The 21,921-nt window shown below is 57.4% G+C and carries 12 protein-coding genes and 1 riboswitch; of the genes, 4 read left to right on the forward strand and 8 right to left on the reverse strand.

The genetic code is table 11. The features are described from left to right. Positions 1-78: 78 nt before the first annotated feature. The gene (locus BLR44_RS26015; protein ID WP_176956216.1) at positions 79-4,197 is read right to left on the reverse strand and encodes a hybrid sensor histidine kinase/response regulator transcription factor; all 4,119 of its coding nucleotides are present in this window, start codon (positions 4,195-4,197) and stop codon (positions 79-81) included. Positions 4,198-4,491: 294 nt separating this feature from the next. Between BLR44_RS26015 and BLR44_RS29340 the strand changes: the two genes are divergently transcribed. Beyond that, complete coding sequence (locus BLR44_RS29340) at positions 4,492-4,821, forward strand: hypothetical protein (protein WP_089687972.1); 330 nt, start codon at positions 4,492-4,494, stop codon at positions 4,819-4,821. A 649-nt stretch (positions 4,822-5,470) separates the two neighbouring features. On the opposite strand, the gene BLR44_RS26025 is transcribed toward BLR44_RS29340, so the two are convergent. The 3 genes from BLR44_RS26025 to BLR44_RS26035 form a co-directional block, all read right to left on the reverse strand. Further along, entirely contained in the window at positions 5,471-7,792 is a 2,322-nt protein-coding gene (locus BLR44_RS26025) for a PAS domain-containing sensor histidine kinase (protein ID WP_176956217.1), read from the reverse strand. Then, positions 7,793-8,947: an acyl-CoA dehydrogenase family protein gene (locus tag BLR44_RS26030; protein ID WP_089687974.1), complete on the reverse strand. Its 1,155-nt coding sequence runs from the start codon at positions 8,945-8,947 to the stop codon at positions 7,793-7,795. It lies immediately after the preceding gene. A gap of 162 nt (positions 8,948-9,109) precedes the next feature. Continuing rightward, complete coding sequence (locus BLR44_RS26035; RefSeq protein ID WP_089687976.1) at positions 9,110-10,159, reverse strand: beta-phosphoglucomutase family hydrolase; 1,050 nt, start codon at positions 10,157-10,159, stop codon at positions 9,110-9,112. Positions 10,160-10,835: 676 nt separating this feature from the next. On the opposite strand from BLR44_RS26035, the gene BLR44_RS26040 reads away from it, so the two are divergent. Beyond that, on the forward strand, positions 10,836-13,508 hold the full coding sequence (locus BLR44_RS26040; RefSeq protein ID WP_089687978.1) for a T9SS type A sorting domain-containing protein: 2,673 nt from the start codon (positions 10,836-10,838) through the stop codon (positions 13,506-13,508). A 375-nt stretch (positions 13,509-13,883) separates the two neighbouring features. On the opposite strand, the gene BLR44_RS26045 is transcribed toward BLR44_RS26040, so the two are convergent. Continuing rightward, entirely contained in the window at positions 13,884-14,690 is an 807-nt protein-coding gene (locus BLR44_RS26045; RefSeq protein ID WP_089687980.1) for a T9SS type A sorting domain-containing protein, read from the reverse strand. Between the two features lie 443 nt (positions 14,691-15,133). Between BLR44_RS26045 and BLR44_RS28750 the strand changes: the two genes are divergently transcribed. Then, positions 15,134-15,445, forward strand: a complete 312-nt coding sequence (locus BLR44_RS28750) for a hypothetical protein (RefSeq protein WP_143017482.1) — start codon at positions 15,134-15,136, stop codon at positions 15,443-15,445. Positions 15,446-15,530: 85 nt separating this feature from the next. After that, positions 15,531-17,702 (forward strand): TonB-dependent receptor, encoded by a 2,172-nt coding sequence (locus BLR44_RS26055; RefSeq protein ID WP_089687983.1) that lies wholly within the window; start codon positions 15,531-15,533, stop codon positions 17,700-17,702. A 136-nt stretch (positions 17,703-17,838) separates the two neighbouring features. On the opposite strand, the gene BLR44_RS26060 is transcribed toward BLR44_RS26055, so the two are convergent. The 3 genes from BLR44_RS26060 to metE are packed head-to-tail and all read right to left on the reverse strand — an operon-like array spanning position 17,839 to position 21,112. Then, the gene (locus tag BLR44_RS26060) at positions 17,839-18,243 is read right to left on the reverse strand and encodes an acyl-CoA thioesterase (RefSeq protein WP_089687985.1); all 405 of its coding nucleotides are present in this window, start codon (positions 18,241-18,243) and stop codon (positions 17,839-17,841) included. Then, a complete protein-coding gene (locus tag BLR44_RS26065; RefSeq protein WP_176956218.1) occupies positions 18,240-18,743 on the reverse strand; it encodes a PAS domain-containing protein in 504 nt (167 codons plus the stop codon). The genes BLR44_RS26060 and BLR44_RS26065 overlap by 4 nt, the downstream gene beginning before the upstream one ends. Positions 18,744-18,799: 56 nt before the next feature. Next, positions 18,800-21,112, reverse strand: coding sequence for a 5-methyltetrahydropteroyltriglutamate--homocysteine S-methyltransferase (gene metE, locus BLR44_RS26070; RefSeq protein ID WP_089688003.1), 2,313 nt, complete (start codon positions 21,110-21,112; stop codon positions 18,800-18,802). Between the two features lie 198 nt (positions 21,113-21,310). Beyond that, positions 21,311-21,511: riboswitch (cobalamin riboswitch) on the reverse strand. Between the last annotated feature and the right edge of the window lie 410 nt (positions 21,512-21,921).

Consider the following 21,921-nt stretch of genomic DNA (forward strand, 5'->3'; position numbering starts at 1 on the left):
GTTAATTGTGGGGGTGTTGCAATATGACTGCTGGCGGGAAGTACTGCGCCTGCAAAAGGAAAGTGAGGTTGGAGCAGTTCAGGCGTGTTTCCGTTGCTCGCGCCATTCGGTAGGGCTTTGGCCCACCGTCTCGCTAAAGGTCCGGCTGAAGTACTGAGGACTGCTGAAGCCCACCGCATAGGCGACCTCGGTAATGGTCAGGGAAGGGTTGCATAACATTTGCTGGGCGACCTGAAGTCGGACCGACCGGATGTAATGATTCACGGAAGTGTCGAGCACCGCACGCAGTTTGCGGTACAACTGCGTGCGACTCATGGAAAGGGCGGTAGCCAGTTCGTCGGCGCCGAACCCGGGCTGGTCCAGGTGGGCTTCTACCAACGCTTGCAGGCGCGTCAGGAATTCGTTTTCGGTGGTCTCGGTAAGCGTGGGGGAGGGTGGTCCGGTTGGCGCAACGTGCTGACTGTAGTGCTGCTGTAACCGCCTGCGTAACCGGAGCAACTGTTCCAGGCGTACCAACAACTCCTCCGGATCGAAAGGCTTGATCAGGTAGGCATCCGCGCCCGTTTTCAGTCCGGCTACCTTGTCGGATTGGGTGGCTTTGGCCGTCAGCATCAGAATCGGAATGTGGCTGGTACGCACGTCCTGCTTGAGGGTCCGCACCAGCGTGTAGCCATCCGTGCGAGGCATCATGATGTCGCTGATAATCACGTCGGGCACCCGGGCCAGGGCTTGTTTTATTCCGTCTGAGCCGTCGCCCGCCGTGATGAGCTGGTAGCGACTTTCCAGGCAACTGACGAGGTATCGGGTGACTTCCGGCGTATCTTCCACCACCAACACCAGGGGGCGCCCGTCGTCGTAGGGTTCTTCGTCCGGGTGCGCCGGTACTGGCGGGGACTGGTGTTCCGTTGAGGGCAACGTGCCTTCGACGTTCTCCTGCAGAAAAGAAATGGCGTGCGGCAGGGATGTTTCCGGGGGCAACCCTTGTACGGGAAGGTCTACGGTAAACGTAGTACCACTGCCTTCCGCACTGTGAACCGAGATGGTACCGCCCAACTGTTCTACAAACTGGCGGGTTAGCGACAGGCCAATTCCCGTCCCCTTACCGACCCGGCGGGCGGGTGTATCGGCCTGATAAAAGCGGTCGAAGATCCGGCCCTGTTCGGCCAGGGGAATGGCCACCCCCGTATCGCGGACCGATAAGGATAGCCAGTCTTCCTGTGTGTTTGCGTCCCTTTTCTGATGCTGATGGTATAGGGTGACCTGCACCTGGACCGCTCCTTCTGCGGGGGTGAATTTGAGGGCATTCGACACCAGATTGCTGACAATGCTCTGCCATTTGTCCGGATCGAATCGCGCGGGGAAGGCGGCCTGATTCGTCTTGAATTGCAGGTGAATGCCCCGATCCTGAGCCAGCGACCGGAAGCTTTCCGTCAGGTAACGCAAAAAAAGGATCAGGTCGGCAGATTCCAGCTGGATGGGAAGGGCCTCGGCGTCGAGTTTATTGAGATCCAGAATCTGGTTGATCAGCGTGAGGAGCTGTTGACTTTGCTGGTAAATGCGTTGCATGTTTTGCCGCAGGCGCTGCCGGGACAGGTAACCGGCCCCGTCTTCCGTTTGGCGGGCGTACCCCTGAATCACGGTGAGGGGCGTGCGGAACTCGTGGGTAATGTTGGTGAAAAATCTGCTTTTGACTTCGTCAAGCTGCCGCAGGCGCTCCGCCTCGTTGCGGGCCATGCGCTGACGCAGCAGAAACCAGAGGACGGCATATCCCATGCCCAGAAGCAGGACCAGATAGCCCGCGTAAGCCCCGCCTGTTTTCCACCAGGGGGGCGCGATAAGGAGCGAAAGCTGCAATCCTTCTTCGTTCCACACGCCGTCGTTGTTCGCCGCCCGCACCTGTAGCGTATAGCGCCCCGGCGCCAGGTTGCTCAGCCGTAATTCGTTGCTGTATCCCAGGTGTACCCACGTCGTATCGACCTCTCGCAACCGGTACGCGTACTGGTTTTGCGCCGGCACGGTGAAGTTCAGCGCGGCCAGCCGAAGGTACAGGTTGTTCTGATCGTAAGGCAGCTGGACGTTACGCAGCACGGTCAGGCTTGAGTCGAAGGAGAGGGACTGGTTGTTGGCGCGCAACTCTGTGATGTAGACCGGAGGCACAAACGTATTGGTCACCAGCGCTTCGGGGTGGATGACGGTCACCCCTTTGTTCCCTGCCAGGTAGAGCGTGCCGTCGGTGGCCTGCACAAAGTGGCGGGTCCCCTCCTCGCTGTCGACGTTTCCGTTCAGGTAGACGGCCGCATCGAAGAACGTAGCTTGGTGTGTGGCGGGTCGGAAATGCCCGACTCCCTGCAGGGTCGACAGCCAGAGATCGCCCGAACGGTCCGGAAAGAGGCTCACCAGCGTTTGCGTGGCCAGCGAGGGGGGGAGCGGTTGGCGGGTAATGCGTCCGGACGGAAGCGCGATGCGGTATACCTGATTATCGGCCAGAAACCATCCGGTACGATCGTCTGCCAGGATGAAGTCAGTAAGGGCATGCTGCGTCAGGAGGCTGTCGGCCGTAGGGAAGGAGAGCGGCAGAATCCGTAGGTCGTGCGCTGAAAAGCGGGCGAATTGGTGGCGGTGGCTGATCAGATACGCTCCTGAGTCGAGAGCCGCGTAGGGAATCAGGGGCGACGCGTCCTGGGGCATGCTCTGCTCCAGGGGGGTGAAGGGGAGACGGTCCGGGGAGGACACTCCAGGAAACAGGCGCAACAGGCCAAAGTTATTCTGGAGAAGAAAGGGCCCCCGTAAAGTGCCGAACAATTCCATAATGGCTCCCAGGGAAGGATAGTAGCGCGGGTCGCCCGGCGGCAACCCGACATTGATGTCGCCCAGCAATTGCCGCACCAGCTTTCCGTCCGAGAGGCGCACCTGACTCAGGCCCGACCAAGTTCCGAGCCAGGCCGTTCCGTCGGCCCGGGCCAGCATCGTCAGGATCTGATTGTTGTATTCGTTATGATTGTAGCCAGGCAGCTGGAAATTGAAGAATGTCTCCGTTTGCGGCGTGTAGAGGCTGACCCCGCGTTTGGTACCGATCAGGAGTCGGTCGTCGGGCAGCAGCGCCAGGGAATAGACCAGGTTATCAATCAGGCTGTTGGGTTGGCCAGGGACGTGCGTCAGCAGGTCAAAGTGCGTTTCGTGCAGGTCTGCGTAGTTCAGTTGGTTGGCCGTGGGAATCCACCAGTTACCGGCCTGGTCCTGGAAAAAATCCATGATCTGCGCATCGCTGAGCCCGTGGATCTGTTCCGGGGTGTAGGTCCAATGCAGAAGCGTGTCATGGGCCAGATCCAGGTAGGAGAGCCCCCCCGTATTGCCCGCCAGCCAGAGCCCCGTGCGATTCACCCGAATCTGACGAATTTCTCCACCAGGAATCTCACCCGCTTGCGCCTGCCCTGCGGTGACATAACGCTTCAGGACCCGTTCCTGCCGGGGATCGTACAGCATCAGCCCTTGCCCGGGCTCGTACCAGTTGCTGATCCAGAACCGCCCGTCTGCCGTTTCTCGAATGGCCGTGAGTAAGCCTTCTTCGGTATGAAACAGAGGTTGTCCCGGATGGCCGGTACGGTCGCGCTGGTACTGACCGGTAAGGGGATCGAACTTGAGTAGATGGTTGCCGGTCACGACCCACAACGCCTCGTCGGGGCCCGGGCAAAACTGAAACACCTGCGCAGGGGTGCCATTCAGGAACAAGGGAAAATGCTGGTAGCGACGGTCCTGATACGAATACCGACCCAGCCCGTCTTGCAGACTAAACCAGATTTCTCCGGTGGGCGATTCCCAGATGCGCGGGTTGCCCGCGTTGTTGTTGGGGGCCGCCGCAATCCGAGTGACCACATTGGTTTGTAAATCCACACGAATCAGTTCGGTAGGGTTGGCACTGGCGATCCATAACCCGTGTTGCTGATCGGCATAGACGCAAACCGCACCCTCGGTGAGAACGCCCTGATCTGGAATGAGAGATTCCAGCGGTACGAACCGTGTCCCGTCGTACCGGGCGACGCCTCCTGCCGTAGCGATCCAGATAAAGCCGTAGGCATCTTGCGTAACCGAGTACATGGAATTACTCTGTAGCCCGTCGGCGGTCGAAAATTGCTTGAACTGGATCTGCCCCCATGTAGCAACATCAGCCGACCGCTCGCGATCCGCTGTGCGCGGCACCTGCGCAGGAAGGGACCGGGAAAAAAGAGAAAGAAAGGGTAGCGTCAGCAGAGAAAGGAAAAAAGGCCATTTTGGGTGCCGACTCGCCCGCTTAGTACCCATGTGTTACGTTGGTCTCAGGCAATTGACTCTAATAATTAGGTCAATTTATAAAGAAAAAATTGCAGTACCTACCTGATGTGGTGGGCGCGGCACTATGCGATCCCGGCTGGGATAGGGAAAAGAAGAGGCGAAGCAATATAGAGGTGTCCGCCCGGAATTTGAGCAAAATGCCGGACCCCGACCCCGGAGCTTGTGCTCAGGCAGGAAGCAGAAAATAATAAGTTGTACCCTTGCGCGAACAAGAAAATCTTCGGCCTTAGTGCTATTTTATGCTACTTTAAGAGGAAAGGCGCTGAAGTTCAGGGGGAGAATCCACGCACTGCCGACCATCGCGGCCAAATCCAGGCCGCGCCTTCGCGTTTAATACGCTTGCGCAAGCATATTAACCCAGCAGTTTGCCGCGCCGCATTGGTACATACCTCAAATGCAATCCGCTATGCCGCTGTTGACGGCATTCATACCTTTTTTGCCTTGTTCGAAATCAAACTGCACCCGATCGTTCTCGCGAATTTCATGGATTAACCTGGTTGGGTGCACGAAAAGGTTTTCAATAGATAGTCCGGTGCCGCAGGAGTCTGACAAGCCGAAAAAAGCGCTGGGTATGCCAACCGGACAAGGACCTGTAAATTGACCTATAGCGTTCCTGGATAAGCAGCGGGAGCAACTATCATTTGAAGAGATGCTGTGCAGTGAGTCATGGCGAGGCCATCTGGGCGCATTGGTTAAGTGCGCGACATGTACTCTATCTGGTAACTTAACTTACTATCTCTCCAACAAACGCCGATGAACTTTCAAGAAGCCCAACCACTTGCCGCCCAGCGGCAGTCTCTCATTGGCACTGAAGATGCTTCGGCAGGGTTACGGTGATTGTTATTGTTCCAGCCAATCCGAAGAGTCAGAAAGAATTCATTTTTCACTTTAAAAGAGCTTCTGGTAATCTGGGAGCCATTTACCCGTAGGTTCACAATACTTGGAGGTTCAAGCGGTCTTAATCCACAGATCCTGGTCAGAAGGTTAGCATGCTAGATCGCTTTCTGCTACGTCAACTCTATCGGGAATGCGGATGGCTGTGGAGGAGTAAACGACGTAATTACCAGTACAGTGGCGCGTACCCAAGCGACAGTTACAAGGGGCAGTAACCTTCCTCAACCCTATTGGTGGTAGACATACCCTATTGATCAGGAAAGTAGACGCGGAAGGTAGTGCCTACCTGAGGCTGGCTCTCTACTTCAATAGTTCCGCCAACGTTTTCTATCATTTTCCGGATCATGTACAACCCAATGCCCGATCCTTCGATGTGGTCGTGAAAGCGGCGAAACATGGAGAAAAGCTTGGCTACTTGGACCTCAGTCATGCCCAAGCCATTGTCTTCTACCGCCAAGCTATAGTACTGCTTGCTTGGTTTTCCGTGGATGCGAATCAGCGGCACCCGCGCGGGCGAGCGATATTTCAGGCTGTTGCTCAGTAAATTATAGACGACGCTTCGAGCATTCTTTTTTGAAAAGCGTATCAAGGCTGGATCGGCAATATCGATTTCGATCTGCGCACCGACCGCTTGGCGTTGTGGCTCCAGATCAAGCCACACTTCCTGAATCACTTCTCTGAGGTCCACGGTAACGATTTCTCCGTTGTACTCTTTCTGTAGCTTGATTACATCATTCAGGTTATCTATCGTTTTCTTAAACCGTTCTACCGACTCTTGCATAAGGGTCGTAATGTGTTGGGTGCGCGATGAGGTAGGAAGTTCCTGTTTTAAATGGCGGATCAACACATACAGCAGACCTTCAATGTTTGCAATGGGAGTCTTCAAATCATGTGAAGCAGTATAAATAAAATTGTCCAGATCCGAATTGACGTGGAGAAGTTGTTGGTTCGAGGCAGCTAGATCTTCGTTGGCGGCCTGCAATTCCTCATTGGTGGTAGCAAGCTCTTCTGCCAGGGTCTGAAGCGCTTGCTTGGCCTGACGCTGGTCTTGCAAGTCGGTAAAGGTCCCCATCCATTGGGTGATCGTGCCTTCCTCGTTGCGTTGCGGAAGTGCACGGATCAGTTGCCACCGGTACATGCCATCGGCCCGCTTTACCCGCGCCTCCACCTGGTAGGGAGCGCCGGTGCGTAACGCCTGCGTCCACCGCTGGTACAGATTCGTAAGGTCTTCAGGGTGAACGGCTTTGATCCATCCTTCTCCGGTGGAATGCTCCTCATCATAGCCGGAGTAGTTGTACCATTGCTGACTGAAGTAGTTCAGGTATCCATCCGGCATGGCCGTCCAGATCATTTGGGGAATGGATTCGGTTAACAGGCGAAAGCGCTGCGCGCTTTCCTCCATTTGCTGCTGCGCCAAAACCGATTCGGTGATGTCTGTGACGAGGGTATAAAACCCTACTACCTCACCTGCCTGCACGTCCGGCACGTAGCTGGTTCGGATGTATTTGGTAAAATCGTCCCGGTATGGCATGCGGGCTTCAAAGTCCAGCCGTTCGCCTGCCAGGGCGCGTCTAATGTAGTCTTTCACGCCTGCGTACGCCTGCTCGCCTACGACCTTACGAACGGGTCGTCCCAATAGGGTAGCAGGGTCCTGATGAAACCAGGCTTGGTAAGCGCGGTTGGCAAAGCGGTATTTTTCCTCGCGATCCAGGTAGCCGATCAAAACCGGCATGGCATCGGTAAGGAGTCGTAGTTGGTGAGCACTGGTCACCGCGCGCCGATGTGCCTCCAGTTGCTCGGTTACCTCATGCATGAGTACCGTACGGTAGTGTCCCTTCTCTTCCAAAGGAAGGGGTTTTAAGGTGATCTCTACGTACCGATTTGTCTCGTCCAGGGCAAAGTACTGCCTGTTTTGAGTAGCGGTGTGCGCCTGCAAAAATGTCCGCAATTCCTTCTGTGTTGCGTTAGGAAAAAGTTTCCAAAGCGTTTTGCCCAACAAGTTACGTTCGCTGGTACCCAGCAGGCCTACCGCAAAGGGATTTAAGGAAAGGATCTCTTCGTACTTGCCGAGCAGAAGGATGCCGATGGGCGCTTCTTCAAAAGCCTGATAAGCAAAGTCTGCTTTAATGCGTTCAGCATTAGGGTAGGCTGGCAGGGAGAGGTTGGGGAGGGAAGCTTTGAGGCGCACATAATTGCGTCGCTGCGCGGTTCGTGCCAGATGGGTTTTCACCATAGCGGCCAGCCCAGCTTTTCCCGCACTGGAGATACTGGCTAGCGAGGGGCCTATTCCCGGTGCCAACTGTAGCGCCTGTTGTACGCGCGGATACGACAAGGGGTCGCTCATCAGCAGAATTGAAAGATGAGGATCCGTCCGTTGCACCTGCTGAGCCAAACGAATGGGGTTGTCAGTGTGCTCCCCAATTAACAGCAGGTCAACCGACGGGGAGACAGCCCGGCCGGCCATCAGTTCCGCTTCAGTTACCTCCAGAAATTGGACGGAAGCCAGCGCCGGATCGGCCTGCAGCATGTGCAGTAGTTCGCGGGGAAAGCTTGTATAGAGAAGAATCATTCAATCACCGAGCAAGGGCTGATCCAACAAGGCACGACCAATCCAGGTGTAGAGTAAATCCGTGGTAGGCGACATGACGTGAGCAGCTCGCGCATCCCGCAGCAGCACATCGAAAGCGGAATCCTCCCGGTATGCGCTGCCACCGGCCAGCGTCATGGCTTCGTTGACTACTTCGACGGCACAATGGGCTACTTCGGCCTTGGCTGCCAAGAGCGACATCACGGCCCCAGCCCCCTGCGCATCGCCCTGACGAGCGGCATGGTAAAGGAGTTGGCGCGTCCGTTCCACCTTTGCCCAGAGTGTCCCTAATCGATGTTGCAGAAGCGGGACCTGATGCAAGGAAAGACCACTGTGGCTGTAATGGCGTTGCATGAGGTGATGGCGTACCCGATCCAGAGCCGCCTGGGCCAGCCCCAGATAGGTACCAGCCATTGCGGTTAAAAAGTAGGGCGCGACCACTTGAAAAATATACCAGAGCTGGTCGCCGCGTTCGCCCAAGAGATGCCAAGCGGGAATCGTCACCTGATGCAGGGTGAGGCTGCGGGAGGAATTACCGCGCATGCCTATCCCGTTCCAGGCGGGTCCCCAATCCAGCCCTGCTGCGCATTTCTCTACGATCGCGCAGGAGAACTGGTGAAAACCCGCCTCCGGCTCCACGCCAACGGTAGAGACGACGTAGGAGTCGGCGTGGCCTCCGTTGGTCACGAATGTTTTTTGCCCTTCCAGTTGAAATTCATCGGGCGAAACGGCCAACAGCTGGGTTTGAGGATAGTAGAAATGAGCTCCGGTTCCCGGTTCGCTCAGGGCCAGGGTGGTCAAGTGAAGGCCCTGGGCGATGGGTTCTAAAAACGCTTTCTTTTGTCGTGGGGAGGCTTTCGCGGCCATCACGGCGGCTCCCACCCCGTGCATACCGAAACACAGTGCAGTAGAAGCCGATACCTGCCCGATAACTTCGCAGGCTTGTCCCAACGCATACAGTCCTTGTCCCCATCCGCCGCATTCCTGAGGAACGACCAGGCCAGTTAGCCTTTCTTGTTGCAGAAGCCGCATGCTTTTCTCCGGCCAACGCGCTTCCTGGTCAACCCGAGGGGCTTCTTCGGCAATAATTCCTTCGGCAAGGGTACGGAATTTCGATAATAGTTTATCCAGGGGCATACTGTAGAAAAAAAATAGGGGAATACGTGCTTGGGTAACAGGGTAAAAGCTGCATAAGTCTTCGTACGCAGCGGCAGTGGTTACGTTTCCGTGAGGCAGTTGCTTTTTCACCTACCTGAACTGAAGGGGGAATCCTCAAAAATAATCGCGCTCCAGATTGAGCTAGTCGCCGCCCTCGAGGCGGAAACTCAGGCAGAGCCAGTTCGGAAAGTTGACGAGGTCTTGGTTTTCAATTATTCGGTCGCCGACGGTCGATTCGGCCCGGTTGAAGCCGCCCGCCAGGTAAGTGCCGGGGTAGTTAAAGTCGTTGTTGCCGTTTTCTTCTGCCGCGCCGCGGGTCGCCACATAACCGTTGCCCAGCGTACACAGTGCCTCGCGTAGTTTCTGGTCTTCCGGTCGCCAGCCGAGGTAGGTGATGCGGAAGGCATGGTCAGCGTCGTCTGCCGGCAGGTAGTCGGTCAGATCGGTCAGGGAGGGAACGACCACGTCGGCACCGGCCTGGCGCAATGTCTCTTCGTCGTCTTTCCGGGCCACGCCCACCACCCAGCCGAACCTGCCCCGCCGGCCGGCTTCTACGCCCGCCAGGGCATCCTCGAGCACGACGGTGCGCGTCGGGGCGACTTCCAACTGGCGGCAGGCTTCCAGAAAGATGTCGGGGGCGGGTTTGCCTGCCAGCTCTTTTTCCTGGGACACTATGCCGTCAACGCGCACGTCGAACAGGTCGAGCACCCCCGCCGAATCGAGAATGCGTTCGGCATTGCGACTAGAGGAGATGATGCCTAGTTTGAGTCCTTCGTCCCGCCACCGGTGCAACGCCTCCAGGGCATCGGGATACGCCTGCGCGCCTTCTTTGTCCAGGATCTGCAGAAAAAACTCGTTTTTCCGTTGGCCCAGTCGGTACACCGTTTCTTCGTCCGATGAGTTATCAGGGCCGCCCTCGGTGGGGCCGCCCTCGGTGGGGCCGCCCTCGGTGGGGCCGCCTTCGGCGAGAGAAATGTCGCGGGAGGCCAGAAAGTCGCGTACGCCGTCCAGGCGTGACTTGCCGTCAATGTATCGGTTGTAATCGTGTTGAAGGTCGAAGGGAGGTTGCCCTTCGTGCTTTTTCAGAAAGGCATCGAACAGCTGTTTCCACGCTTTTGCGTGGAGGCGGGCCGTTTGGGTCACAACGCCGTCCATGTCGAGCACGACGGCCTTAAAAAAATAACAGAGCATAGAAAAAGGGTTTGCACTCGCCCCGGAGAAGGGTAAGCGAGTCTGAAAAACAGAGCCTAAGAATAGGCAATCCCAGGAAGACGGTTACCTAAGTATACTTGAATGAAAGGAAAACGGTTATGAAATTTAACCTGGAAACGCCATAGAAGCCGGTTAGGCTTTTTAAACCTGAACAATGGTGCTTGGTCGAGACACATGAGACGTGGGGTCTGTAGATTTTGTGGAAAGAGAGAATGGAATTCCTATGAAAAAAACGGACAATTTTTTCAAGCGGCCTCGTGCATATAAGCTCAATGAGTCAACTAAAGGAACTTTCCAAGCGTGATGGACGCGGCGGGTGTTGCACCACGCGGTGGCGGGATCACCCTAGCCGCCAGGTTTCGATGGGCTCCAACACTCTATTGCGGCCCGCTGCTGATCCGAAAAATCATATCGGTTCGTGCATTCGCTTCCTTTAATGTAGGCACTGCGTTCAGCACAGGATCAAACATGATTGGGCGAATACCGTCTTGCTTACCATCCTCCCTACCAGAGCCTTGGCTATTCGACAGCCCGTCGCAATCGGCAGCAAGGGGCTTATGCCTTCCTGTCTTAGCGAAAACCTTTCCGCTTGAAGAGTAGATCCCTGCAGCCTGAACCACTTTTCCTTATAATCCTTTCCATCCTACTACCCACCATGAACGTTAAAACAATCTTCTTTTTACTCCTATGCTGCGTGGCAGGGGCGCCCCGCTCGCTCCTGGCACAGGTAAAACAAGTGCTTTATGTCAATCAATCTGGGGTGAATTCCGGCAGACAAGGCATCTCCGTGGCCGGTAACGATCCGGTTATCCGCATGTTGAATGCGGATAAAAACTTCCAGGTCACCTACGTGGAAACCCCCCAAGATGGAAGCAAGCTCCCCGCCCTGACGGATTTCGATCTGATCATCGCGCAGGAGTCCATCGCTTCGGCCGCGACCCTGTTCCAGTCCAGCGGAAAGCTGGCCGTGCGTGAGGTGTCCGTTCCCATCATTTACAGCAAAACTTCCGCTTTTCGGGACGGTAGGGCCGTGCAGGATGCGGACGCCGTGGCGATTGGGACTCAGCGTTTAGAGCTGACCGTTCCCCAGGCGAATCAAGCCCACGACCTGTTTCGGGGCATCGACTTCTCGGCAGGCGAGCAGGTACGCGTTACGTATGAACTGGCCAACAACGACGGTACTGAACCTGGCGACAAAGCCATCGATATCGTCAACCACCTGGATATCTCTACTTCGGGAACGTTGCTGGCGACGGTGCCCGAGGTCACCGACCCTGCCCAGGCGCTGGTGGTCAACTACCTGCCGGCCGGTACTCAACTCGGGGAAGACCCGGCCGACGTGCTTCAGGTCGATGCGGTCGTGCTACCCTTTGCGTATGGCGCCCTGGTCCGAGAAGACGGCAAAAACATCACCGACGAGGGACTCACCCTCTGGCGAAATGCGGCGTATTTGCTGACCGGGTTGGCGGTGCCTCCCGTGAAATACTACAACCCGGCATTAGCTAAGAAGATCCTCTACGTCAATCAGACTGGGGTAGATCCCGGCGACGGAGGAGGTGCTACACCGGGGTATGATCCTGTGATCCGCATGCTGGAACTCGACGACTATTTTGAGGTGACTTACGTCGAAACGCCACCGGACGGCAGTCTCATTCCTGACCTGGCTGCGTTTGACCTGGTCATCGCGCAGGAAACAATTGATCCGGGGGCAGACTACCTTCAGCCCGGTGGTCTGTTGGGCGTGAAAAACGTGTCCATTCCCGTCATCTTCAACCAAATCGGGGCGTTTACGGACGGCAGGGCTGTAACGGATGTAGACGCGGCGGTTACGCCGACCCAAAACTTCTTTATTACCGTTCCCGCCGCCCATCAATCCCACGTCCTCTTCAACGGAATCGATTTCGCGGGGGGAGAGCAGCTGCGCATTACGTACGAACTGGCGGCTGACGACGGGTCCGATGGTGGCAACAAGGCCCTTGACATCGTCAACCACCTGGATATCTCTACTTCGGGAACGTTGCTGGCGACGGTGCCCGAAGTGACCGACCCTGCCCAGGCGCTGGTGGTCAACTACCTGCCGGCCGGTACCCAGCTGGGGGAAGACCCGGCCGACGTGCTTCAGGTCGATGCGGTAAACTTCTCATTCAGTTACGGAGCGATGGTCAGGGACAAAGGGAAAAACATCTCGTCTGAGGCCCTGACCCTCTGGCGAAATGCCGTCTACCTACTGACTGGACTACCGGTGCCTACGGATTTGTATCGTAATCCTGCAAATTATAAACAGGTGCTTTACATCAACCAGTTTGGGGTGGACCCGGGCAATGGGGGAGGTTCTACGCCCGGCAACGATCCGGTTATCCGCATGTTGAATGCGGATGAGAACTTCCAGGTCACCTATGTGGAAACTCCGCAAGATGGAAGCAAGCTCCCCGACCCTCAGTTTTTCGATCTCATCATCGCGCAGGAAACGCTTAGCTCTGGAGCGCCCCTGTTCCAGCCCGGTGGAAGTGTGGGCATTCGAAACATCAAGACCCCCATCATCTATAACAAGACGAATATTTTTCGGGACGGCAGGGCTGTGACGGATGCGGACGCCGTGGCGGCAACAACTCAGCATTTCTATCTGACCGTTCCCCAAGTCAATCAACGCCACGACCTGTTTCGAGGGATTGACTTCTCAGCAGGTGAGCAGGTGCGCATGATCGCGGAGCTGGCGGCTAACGACGGGTCCGATGGTGGCGACAAAGCCCTTGACATCGTCAACCACCTGGATATCTCTACTTCGGGAACGTTGCTGGCGACGGTGCCCGAGGTCACCGACCCCGACCAGGCGCTGGTGGTCAACTACCTGCCGGCCGGTACTCAACTCGGGGCAGATCCGGCCGACGTGCTTCAGGTCGATGCGGTCGTGCTGCCCTTTGCGTATGGCGCCCTGGTGAAAGGAGACGGCGCGAATGTATCGTCTGAGGCCTTGACCATTTGGAGGAACGCGGCTTACCTCCTGACCAGACTGCCGGTACCGGAAGAGTTGTACATCAATGCGGACTATACGCCCGACATAACGTCCGTAGATCCGTTCGAATCAGTAGATATACGGTTCAGTCCGAATCCGACGCACGATCGGGTGCAACTGACCGTTGGCGGGTCCAATGAGCGTACCGCGATTGCGCTGTACAACCTGAGGGGACAGCAATTGTGGTACCATACCCTGGTGACGGGTCCGCATAGGGGCGTGTCCGTTGATATGAGCCGCTACTCAGAAGGCATTTATTTATTACAGGTCGTCAGAGGTCGGCAGCGTCGGAGTTTCAAAATAGTCAAGCAATGAGCCTTTCAGACTGCCTATTTTATAGAGCAGGAACAAAAGGGCAAAGAAGCTACAGCTATCTAGGAAGAAAGACAAAAGAGCCCTTACATGCAACTGAAAATTCCGTAAGGCTGGTATAAGTGGAAAATGGATGGATACCGCATAGCAAAACAAATCCATTCGGAGGCGTTTGCGCGTCAAAACCAGTGATAGCGGATCAACGGAGTCGCTCTGCGTATGACCCTTGATACCGGAGTCGAGCTGACATAGGACAGAAGCTGACTTTTGGCGTCTCAAATAAAAAGCCGTTTGCGTACGCAAACGGCTTTTTATTTGATGGACTATAGGGAGATGTAGATAAGGCTTTGCGAATCCGGGTTGAAGGTTGGTAGGCTATTACGGTTTGACCAGCTTTTGCGTAGGCTGCCCTTCCGACTGCAGGTAGTAGACCCCGGCAGGTAAGAACGCTACTGGCAAGACGGCTTGGTCGGTCATGCGCCATTCGCCTACGACTACACCCAGGGTGTTGTACAAGCGGACGGTATGGGTCCCTTCCCAGGCGATGTTCAGGTGAGTAGCAACGGGGTTGGGGTAGACCTGCCAGGAGGCAACGTTTGCCGCCGGACGGGTCGTGCCCGCCTTCCGGCTACTCTGGCAGTTGGACGCCGTAACGCCATAGCCGGAAGGCGCACTGCTTTGGGTGGAGAGGTAGAGCTTGTCCAGGTTAGTATTGGGTTCGCGGTACCCGATGTCGAGGGTGTTCACGCCCGCCGCCAGCGCAAAGGCCCCGCCGTCTTTCGGGTACCAGGTATAGCCGGTACCCGTAGGCGACTGCTCCCAGAGCATCCATTCCCCGCCGTTGATGCGCACCCAAAACGAATTACGGTTGGTGGTCATGGCCCGGATGCGCCCGAACAGGTAGTACTGACCTGCCTGGTCCAGGATGAACTGAAAGCGGAGGCGATCGGCCACCTGATCGGAAGGTGTGTACAAAGCGCTCCCTTGTCGGGTCATTATGCTGCCGTTCGACGCCAGCGAGCTGGCTACTTCCGTCCACTGGGTGCCCCCCTGCGCGCACTCGGCTTCCAGCCACACGTCTTCGGAGGCGACGGGTGGCGGCGGCGGTGGGGTACTGCAATTGAGGGCGATACCCCCAGGCCGGTGGAAGCGGTGTGTAGGGTGCCACAGTGACGCATACTTCATCGGAAATGACAGCGTAGTAACTAAATAGCTCAAAGGGTGTCTGATCTGCTCTGCAAGGGAGCGGAACCATTTTCTAGCCGAATGCCAGATAATCGTCTCGTCCTGGAATGTCCCTGCTTACGACAGCGTGCCAGTTCCTCCGTGCACTCCAAGACAATCCGGTGGAGGCTCCGTTGAGAGTAAGAAAAGGGAAACCTAAAGGAGAGCGGAACATAAGAGGGTGAGTGAACAGATTCGTAGTTTACGTGATAAAACCACCTGAAAAGTCCAACGAAGAAGCAGGTAGCAGAAGGTTAAAGACCTGGCTTGCTAGGCTATGTGGTCTGGATGCGCATACGGTGGCAGTACCGAGCCTAAATTGCAGAAGAGAGGGGCAACAAAGAAAGGTTTTACGCCGGTAGAACCTCGTGCTTGTTTGAGCGTAATCTCCTAGTTTTGTCGCCGTGAAACCGATCACCCTTTTCCTGGCCCTGCTCTCGCTGCTTCTCTCCCTCAGTCCGTGCTGTGGGGACGAGTCAGGGTGTGAGGACGCATGGACCTCGGAGGAGAACACCGCGCAGCATGAACACGAACGTGTCCCGCACGCCTGTTCTCCGTTTTACACCTGTGGCGTCTGTGCGGGCTTTACCCTCCACGCGGTGTCGTTTCGCTTTCTGCCCATGCGGGTAGAACCCGTGCTTCCCGTCGCTTTTTACCAAGCCACCGGTTCCCAATCGGTGATTCGCCTCTTGTTCAAGCCACCCCGGCGGGGATAACCTCCTTTCTTTTTTCTCCTGCTGACGGGCCGTAGTCACTACGCCCCCCCGTTCGTTGTACGTTACCTCCATTATTCTTACAATCATGAACCTCCGCTTCCTGGGGTGGTTGCTGCTGATTTCCGGCGGCCTCCACGCCCAATCCATGTTCCGTGCTACGGTGAAAGACCAGGCTACTCAGCAGCCGCTGCCGGGCGTTTCGGTCTACCTGCCCGCGCTGGAAAAAGGCGCAGTGACCGATCCGCAGGGCACCGCCCTCGTGACCCAGCTCCCTGCGGGCACCTACGACATCCGCTTCCGCTACGTAGGGTATGCTACTGTACAGGTGCAACGTACCTTTCCCCTGGCCGACTCGCTGCAGGGCCAGACGTTCTACCTGACGCCGTCGGCCGAAGCGATGGAAGAAGTCACCATCACCTCGACCCGCAGCACGCGCACCATCGCCGACCTTCCCACCCGGGTGGAGTTTATCGCCGGGGAGGAACTGGCCGAGAAAGGCAACATGAAACCCGGCGACATCCGCATGTTGCTCAACGAAAGCACTGGCATTCAGACCCAGCAAACGTCGGCCACCAGTTACAATTCCAGCATCCGCATCCAGGGACTGGACGGCAAATACACTCAGTTGCTCCGCGACGGATTGCCGCTCTACTCGGGCTTTTCCGGCGGGCTGAGCCTGATGCAGATCGCCCCGCTCGACCTCAGGCAGGTGGAGGTGATCAAAGGATCGGTGTCGACGCTCTACGGCGGCGGGGCCATTGCCGGGCTGGTCAACCTCGTCTCCAAGACCCCGGAGGAGGGGCCGGAGGTAAGCTTCCTTTTCAACGGCACCTCGGCGCTGGGCCTGGACGCGAGTGGCTTTTACGCTGAGAAATGGGGAAAAGTAGGGGCCACCGCGTTTGTCTCCTACAACAAAGGGACGCCCTACGATCCGGCCGACCTCGGCCTGACGGCCATTCCCAAATTCGACCGCCTGACGGTGCACCCCCGCCTGTTTTTCTATCCTTCCGAGCGCACCACGGCCTACGTCGGTGTGACGCTGATCACGGAAGACCGGTTGGGCGGCAACCTGGCGTATGTGCGTGGCGAGCCGGTCACGGATCCCTATTTCGAACGCAACCGGACCGCCCGTCTGTCGACGGAGTTTTCGCTGACTCATCAGGTGAACGACTATACTCGCCTGACGGTGAAAAACGCCATCAGCCACTACGACCGTCAGATCGACATTCCGGCGTTTACGTTTGCCGGAACGCAGCTCGCCTCTTTCAGCGAAGTCAACCTCTCGCACGTCCGTGGGTCGGCAGAATGGGTGGCGGGTCTGAACCTGTGGACCGATCAATTCTCCCAGGCGCAAGGAGAAACCGCATCGCCTCTCGATTACCAGCATACAACGGTCGGAGGGTTTGTGCAGAATACGTGGCGTGTTTCCGAGCAGTTTTCGCTGGAAAGCGGCCTCCGCACCGACTACCAACTGCCGTACGGATGGTTTGTGCTGCCGCGCCTTTCCCTGATGTACCGACCGGTTGAGGCGCTGACCTTGCGGCTGGGGGGTGGGGGAGGTTATAAGACGCCGACGCTCTTTTCGGAAGAGGCCGAGCGGCTACAGTTCCGGAATCTGCTGCCGCTGGGCGAAGATACCCTCCGGGCCGAGCGTTCACGCGGGGGCAACCTGGACGTCAACTACCGCCTACCCCTCACGGAAGAGCTGCTGCTGACGCTCAACACGCTGACATTCTATACCCAGATTCAGGACCCTTTAGCGCTGCAACGGACCGAAACGGGCTACTACGCCTTTCAGCAGCCGGACGGCTACGTGGACACTAAGGGTGTAGAGGTGAACCTGAAGTGGAGCTACCACGACCTCAACTGGTTTGTCGGCTATACCTACGCGGATGTGCGGGAGCACCGTCAGGGTCAGGTCAGCCGGGTTCCGCGGGTGGCGCGGCATCGGCTGAACAATGTGCTCATGTACGAGCAAGAGGAAAATTTCTGGATCGGACTGGAGGCCTACTACTATAGTCCCCAGCCGTTAAGCGACGGTCAGACCGGACGCGCCTACTGGATCCTGGGACTGATGAGCGAAAAACAGTGGGGTGAGCATTTTTCCGTGTTTCTCAACTTCGAGAATTTTCTTGACACCCGGCAGACGGCCTTCGATACCATTTACACGGGTAGCCTGAGCGATCCGCAGTTCCGCGACATCTACGCACCAGTGGATGGTTTCGTAATCAATGGAGGCATCAAACTGAAGTGGTAAAATTTCTTGGCCTCCAAGACTGTTCGCCACATCGGCTAACATGGGATGAACACGCTAACCAGTGTGGCAAGAAAGCTTGAATGATACTTGCCTTTCGGTTGACTGTATGTAATTTCTTAGAGTAGTTGCCTTTTTATTAAAGTGATCTGTCGGGCGTATCCAGGACCGGAATGGGCTGGCGATCGTCATCGATCGCCACGAGGGTAAATGTGCCGGATACGGCCCGCTCCCGGTGCTCGGCATACATCTCCTCCACGAACACGTCAACCTGGATTTTGAGGCTGGTGCGTCCCACATGGGCAATGTGCGCGATGAATTCCACCAAGGTGCCACTGGGAATCGGATGGTTGAAGTCGACCCGGTCGGAGGCGACGGTCACCATCTTTTTACGGGAGAAGCGGGTGGCGCAGATAAAGGCCACTTCGTCCATCACCTTCAGGGTCGTGCCGCCGAACAGCGTGTCGTAGTGATTCGTGGTGTGGGGAAAGACGGCCATAAAGACGCGGGTTTCCGCGCGGGTGCGTTTGTCGTCGGAGGTCATGCTTCGATTTCGATGGCGAGAAAATGGGTGAGTTGCTGCTCGGCGGTCAGCAACGGCATAATGCGCAGGCGACACCAGTACGGGGCGCCACTCTTGCGGTAGTTGAGCAGTGTCGCCCGTGCCGACTTGCCCGTCTGGAGCCGGTCGCGCAGGTAACGACGCGTGGTCGGATCGGTGGCCGGCCCCTGCAATAGAGAAGGCCGCTGGCCGATCACCTCTTCGGAGCGGTAGCCGGTGAGGGTGGTGAAGCTACGACTCACCCAGCAGATGTGTAGTGCGGCGTCGGTCAGTACCAGGGCGTAGCCCGGCTGAAGCAGCAGGGAGTAAGGCAGCTTCTGTTGCCACTGGTGCCGCTCCTGCCACTGACGCAGCACGTCGGCTTCCTGACGGAACAGGTGGTGGGTCCGGGCAGACTGCCAGGCGTAGACGTCCCAACTCAGCAACGGATGGGGCTGCGCGGGCTGGGCGTATTCGTGAGGAAAAGCAGGGAAAAAATCCATAAATCTTAGAAAGAGGCCCGCCACCCTCGGGTGGCGGGCCGGATGCATTAATGTAACTACAGAAGCGTCGGTGCGTATTCCTCCCGAAGTTGCCGGGCGACCAGCACCATGTTGCGCAGCGCCGCTTCGGTCTCGGGCCAGCCGCGGGTTTTCAGGCCACAGTCGGGGTTGACCCAGAGGTTACGCGCCGGAATCACCCGGGCGGCTTTTTCCATCAGCGCCTGCATCTCCTCCGCCGTCGGCACGCGCGGCGAGTGGATGTCGTAGACGCCCGGTCCGATCTCGTTCGGGTAGGCGAAGGCGGCAAACGCCTCCAGTAACTCCATCTGCGAACGCGACGTCTCGACCGTGATCACGTCGGCATCCAGTGCGGCGATGGCGTCCAGGATGTCGTTGAACTCCGAGTAACACATGTGGGTGTGAATCTGCGTGTCGTCCCGCACTCCGGAAGCCGCCAGGCGAAACGCTTCGGTCGACCAGTCCAGGTAGGCAGGCCAGTCGGCACGACGGAGGGGCAAGCCTTCCCGAAGGGCCGGTTCGTCGATCTGGATGATGCCGATGTGGGCGCGTTCCAGGTCCACCACTTCTTCCCGAATGGCCAGCGCAATCTGGCGGGCGGTGTCGCGGCGGGGCTGGTCGTTGCGCACGAACGACCATTGCAGGATCGTGATCGGTCCGGTCAGCATGCCCTTCACCGGTTTGTCGGTCTGCTGCTGGGCAAAGTCGGCCCACCGGACGGTCATGGGCTGCGGACGCTCCACGTCACCGAAAATGATCGGCGGTTTCACGCCGCGCGAACCGTAGCTCTGTACCCAGCCGTGCTCTGTAAACGTAATACCGTCGAGCTGCTCACCGAAGTACTCTACCATGTCGTTGCGTTCGTACTCCCCGTGTACCAAGACATCTAGTCCCAATGCTTCCTGCCGGTGAATCACGTCCCGCGTCTTTTCTTCCAGCGTTGCTTCGTACTGTTGCAGGGTCAGGTCACCGCGCCGGAGCTGGGCCCGCAGGCGACGCACGTCGGGGGTCTGCGGAAACGAGCCGATGGTGGTGGTGGGAAAGTAGGGGAGGTGGAAACGCGCGTGCTGGGCGGCCTGTCGCACCGGGAAGGCGCTCTGGCGGCGGGTATCGTCCGGTGTCACCTGACGCAGGCGCTGCTGCACGGTGGGCCGGTGAACGAGAGGCGACTGACGGCGGCTGTCCATGGCCTGTTGGTTGGCGTCCAGCGCCGCCCGGTAAGTGGCTTTGCCTTCGTCGGTCGCCAACCGGGCCAGCAACACGACTTCTTCGGCCTTTTGTTTGGCGAAGGCCAGCCAGTTTTTGATCTCCGGCGTCAGCACGTCTTCCTGGGTTTCCTGCTCCAGATCGAAAGGCACGTGCAGCAGCGAACACGACGCCGAGAGCCACAGCTTGTCGGCAGGGCATTGCGCCTGCGCCAGTTCTATCGAGCGGCGGGAAGCGGCAAAATCGTTTTTCCAGACGTTGCGTCCGTCGACCAGCCCGAGCGATAGCGTCAGGGCTTCGGGGCGTTCGGCCAGGACCGAGGCCAGTTGCTCAGGACCCCGCACCAGATCGAGGTGCAACGCGTCGACGGGCAGGGAAAGGGCCAGCGACTGATTCTCGCGTAGGTCACCGAAGTAGGTCGCCACGAGTAGCTTCAACTCGGGGACGGCTCGCCGCAATGCCCGATAGGCATACGAATAAGCTGCCGTTGCCGCCGGGCAGAGGTCCATCGCCAGGAACGGCTCGTCGAGTTGCACCCACTCCGCGCCGGCGTCTTGCAGGGCCTGCAGCGCTACTGCGTAGACGGGCAGGAGGCGCTCCAGCAGCGAAAGGCGATCCAATTCCGAGTCTTTGGCCTTGCCCAGCAACAGGTACGAAACGGGACCCACCAGCACCGGTTTGGCAGCGTGGCCCAGGGCCTGCGCCTCCCGGAATTCGTCGACCACCTTGGTGGAGAAAAACGAGAACGACTCGTCGGCGGTGAATTCCGGCACTAGGTAATGGTAGTTGGTGTCGAACCACTTGGTCATCTCCAGGGCAATCACGTCGTGGTCGCCCTGTTGGTAGCCCCGCGCCATGGCAAAGAGGAGCTCCTCCGGCGCGCCTTCCCGCAGGAAATGGAAACGCTCCGGTACGGCCCCCACCATAAGCGAGGTATCCAGCACCTGATCGTAAAACGAGAAATCGTTTACCGGTAGCCAGTCGAGGCCTACCTGTTGCTGCACCGACCAGTTGTAGTGGCGCTGCGCACGACCCGCCTCCCGCAGGTCTTCCAGGGAGGCTTTCCCAGCCCAGTACTGCTCGCAGGCGCGCTTCATTTCGCGCCGGGCCCCGAGGCGAGGATAGCCTAACAGATGTGTTGTCATCATCACAAATAAAAGTTTAAGTACACGAATACATGGTGAGCATGCCTTCGCGGTACCTGACGCCGGAACAGACGGGTCCCCTTTGCCGGAGGCGCTACACGTGAAAAAGACATACCTCTTCCCCGGTAGCCTTGCGGCCATTTTTTTACATCGTACGTGTCGCGATCCATTCCGAACCAGGCCTTAGTCGCGAAAGCCAAGTCCGCCGAAGAACGGGGCAAGTCTCCCGGCTTGGAGCATTTTGGTCGGCCTTCCCTTCCCTAACAGGACAGTGGCCGGGTCGGCAGCGGGGCGCGTGCCTAGACCAAAACAGATAGCTCCTCACGGTTGCGCGTCAGCTCAGGTATTGCACCTGATTCCTTTTTCATCCGAGGCGGTGCCGGGAAAGGCACGCTCAGAACCGACGTTCCCAATGGGCGTTGCCGCAAAGCTATCCAATTGCCCACACATTTCTACGAAGCACCGGTTTTTTGTAGGCGGAAGCGCTGCCAGAGTCATCCCGAAAATATAAATAGGAGGCGAAAGCCGACTCAGGCAATGGCACAGCCGCTTCCGTTTACCTGAGCGGTTATGCACACCGCAGATAGACACTTCGAAAGTCGCTCCGGACAAGGCGCGTCGTCGCATCGGCTCAGAACCGAGTGCCATGGTGCCGATAGAGAAAAGTGTGTGAGGAAGATCTCAGATGGTGTATGCCTTTTTAGAAGAAGAACAATCTTCCCGTTCGCGTCAGTAAAATTCCCATTTGCGTTATCCGTCTCGTGGGGGAACCTCTAGTTTTGCATCAATTTAGATTAAGTCTAAATAAA

Origin of the sequence: Catalinimonas alkaloidigena, from assembly GCF_900100765.1 — a bacterium.
Classification (GTDB): Bacteria; Bacteroidota; Bacteroidia; order Cytophagales; family Flexibacteraceae; genus Mooreia; species Mooreia alkaloidigena.

What these genes read in the sequence shown, in the direction of transcription:
- BLR44_RS26025 (WP_176956217.1), bottom strand. Translation starts at nt 7,792, where the DNA reads ATGATTCTTCTCTATACAAGCTTTCCCCGCGAACTACTGCACATGCTG.
- BLR44_RS26030 (WP_089687974.1), bottom strand. Translation starts at nt 8,947, where the DNA reads ATGCCCCTGGATAAACTATTATCGAAATTCCGTACCCTTGCCGAAGGA.
- BLR44_RS26035 (WP_089687976.1), bottom strand. Translation starts at nt 10,159, where the DNA reads ATGCTCTGTTATTTTTTTAAGGCCGTCGTGCTCGACATGGACGGCGTT.
- BLR44_RS26040 (WP_089687978.1), top strand. Translation starts at nt 10,836, where the DNA reads ATGAACGTTAAAACAATCTTCTTTTTACTCCTATGCTGCGTGGCAGGG.
- BLR44_RS26045 (WP_089687980.1), bottom strand. Translation starts at nt 14,690, where the DNA reads ATGAAGTATGCGTCACTGTGGCACCCTACACACCGCTTCCACCGGCCT.
- BLR44_RS26055 (WP_089687983.1), top strand. Translation starts at nt 15,531, where the DNA reads ATGAACCTCCGCTTCCTGGGGTGGTTGCTGCTGATTTCCGGCGGCCTC.
- BLR44_RS26060 (WP_089687985.1), bottom strand. Translation starts at nt 18,243, where the DNA reads ATGACCTCCGACGACAAACGCACCCGCGCGGAAACCCGCGTCTTTATG.
- BLR44_RS26065 (WP_176956218.1), bottom strand. Translation starts at nt 18,743, where the DNA reads ATGGATTTTTTCCCTGCTTTTCCTCACGAATACGCCCAGCCCGCGCAG.
- metE (WP_089688003.1), bottom strand. Translation starts at nt 21,112, where the DNA reads ATGACAACACATCTGTTAGGCTATCCTCGCCTCGGGGCCCGGCGCGAA.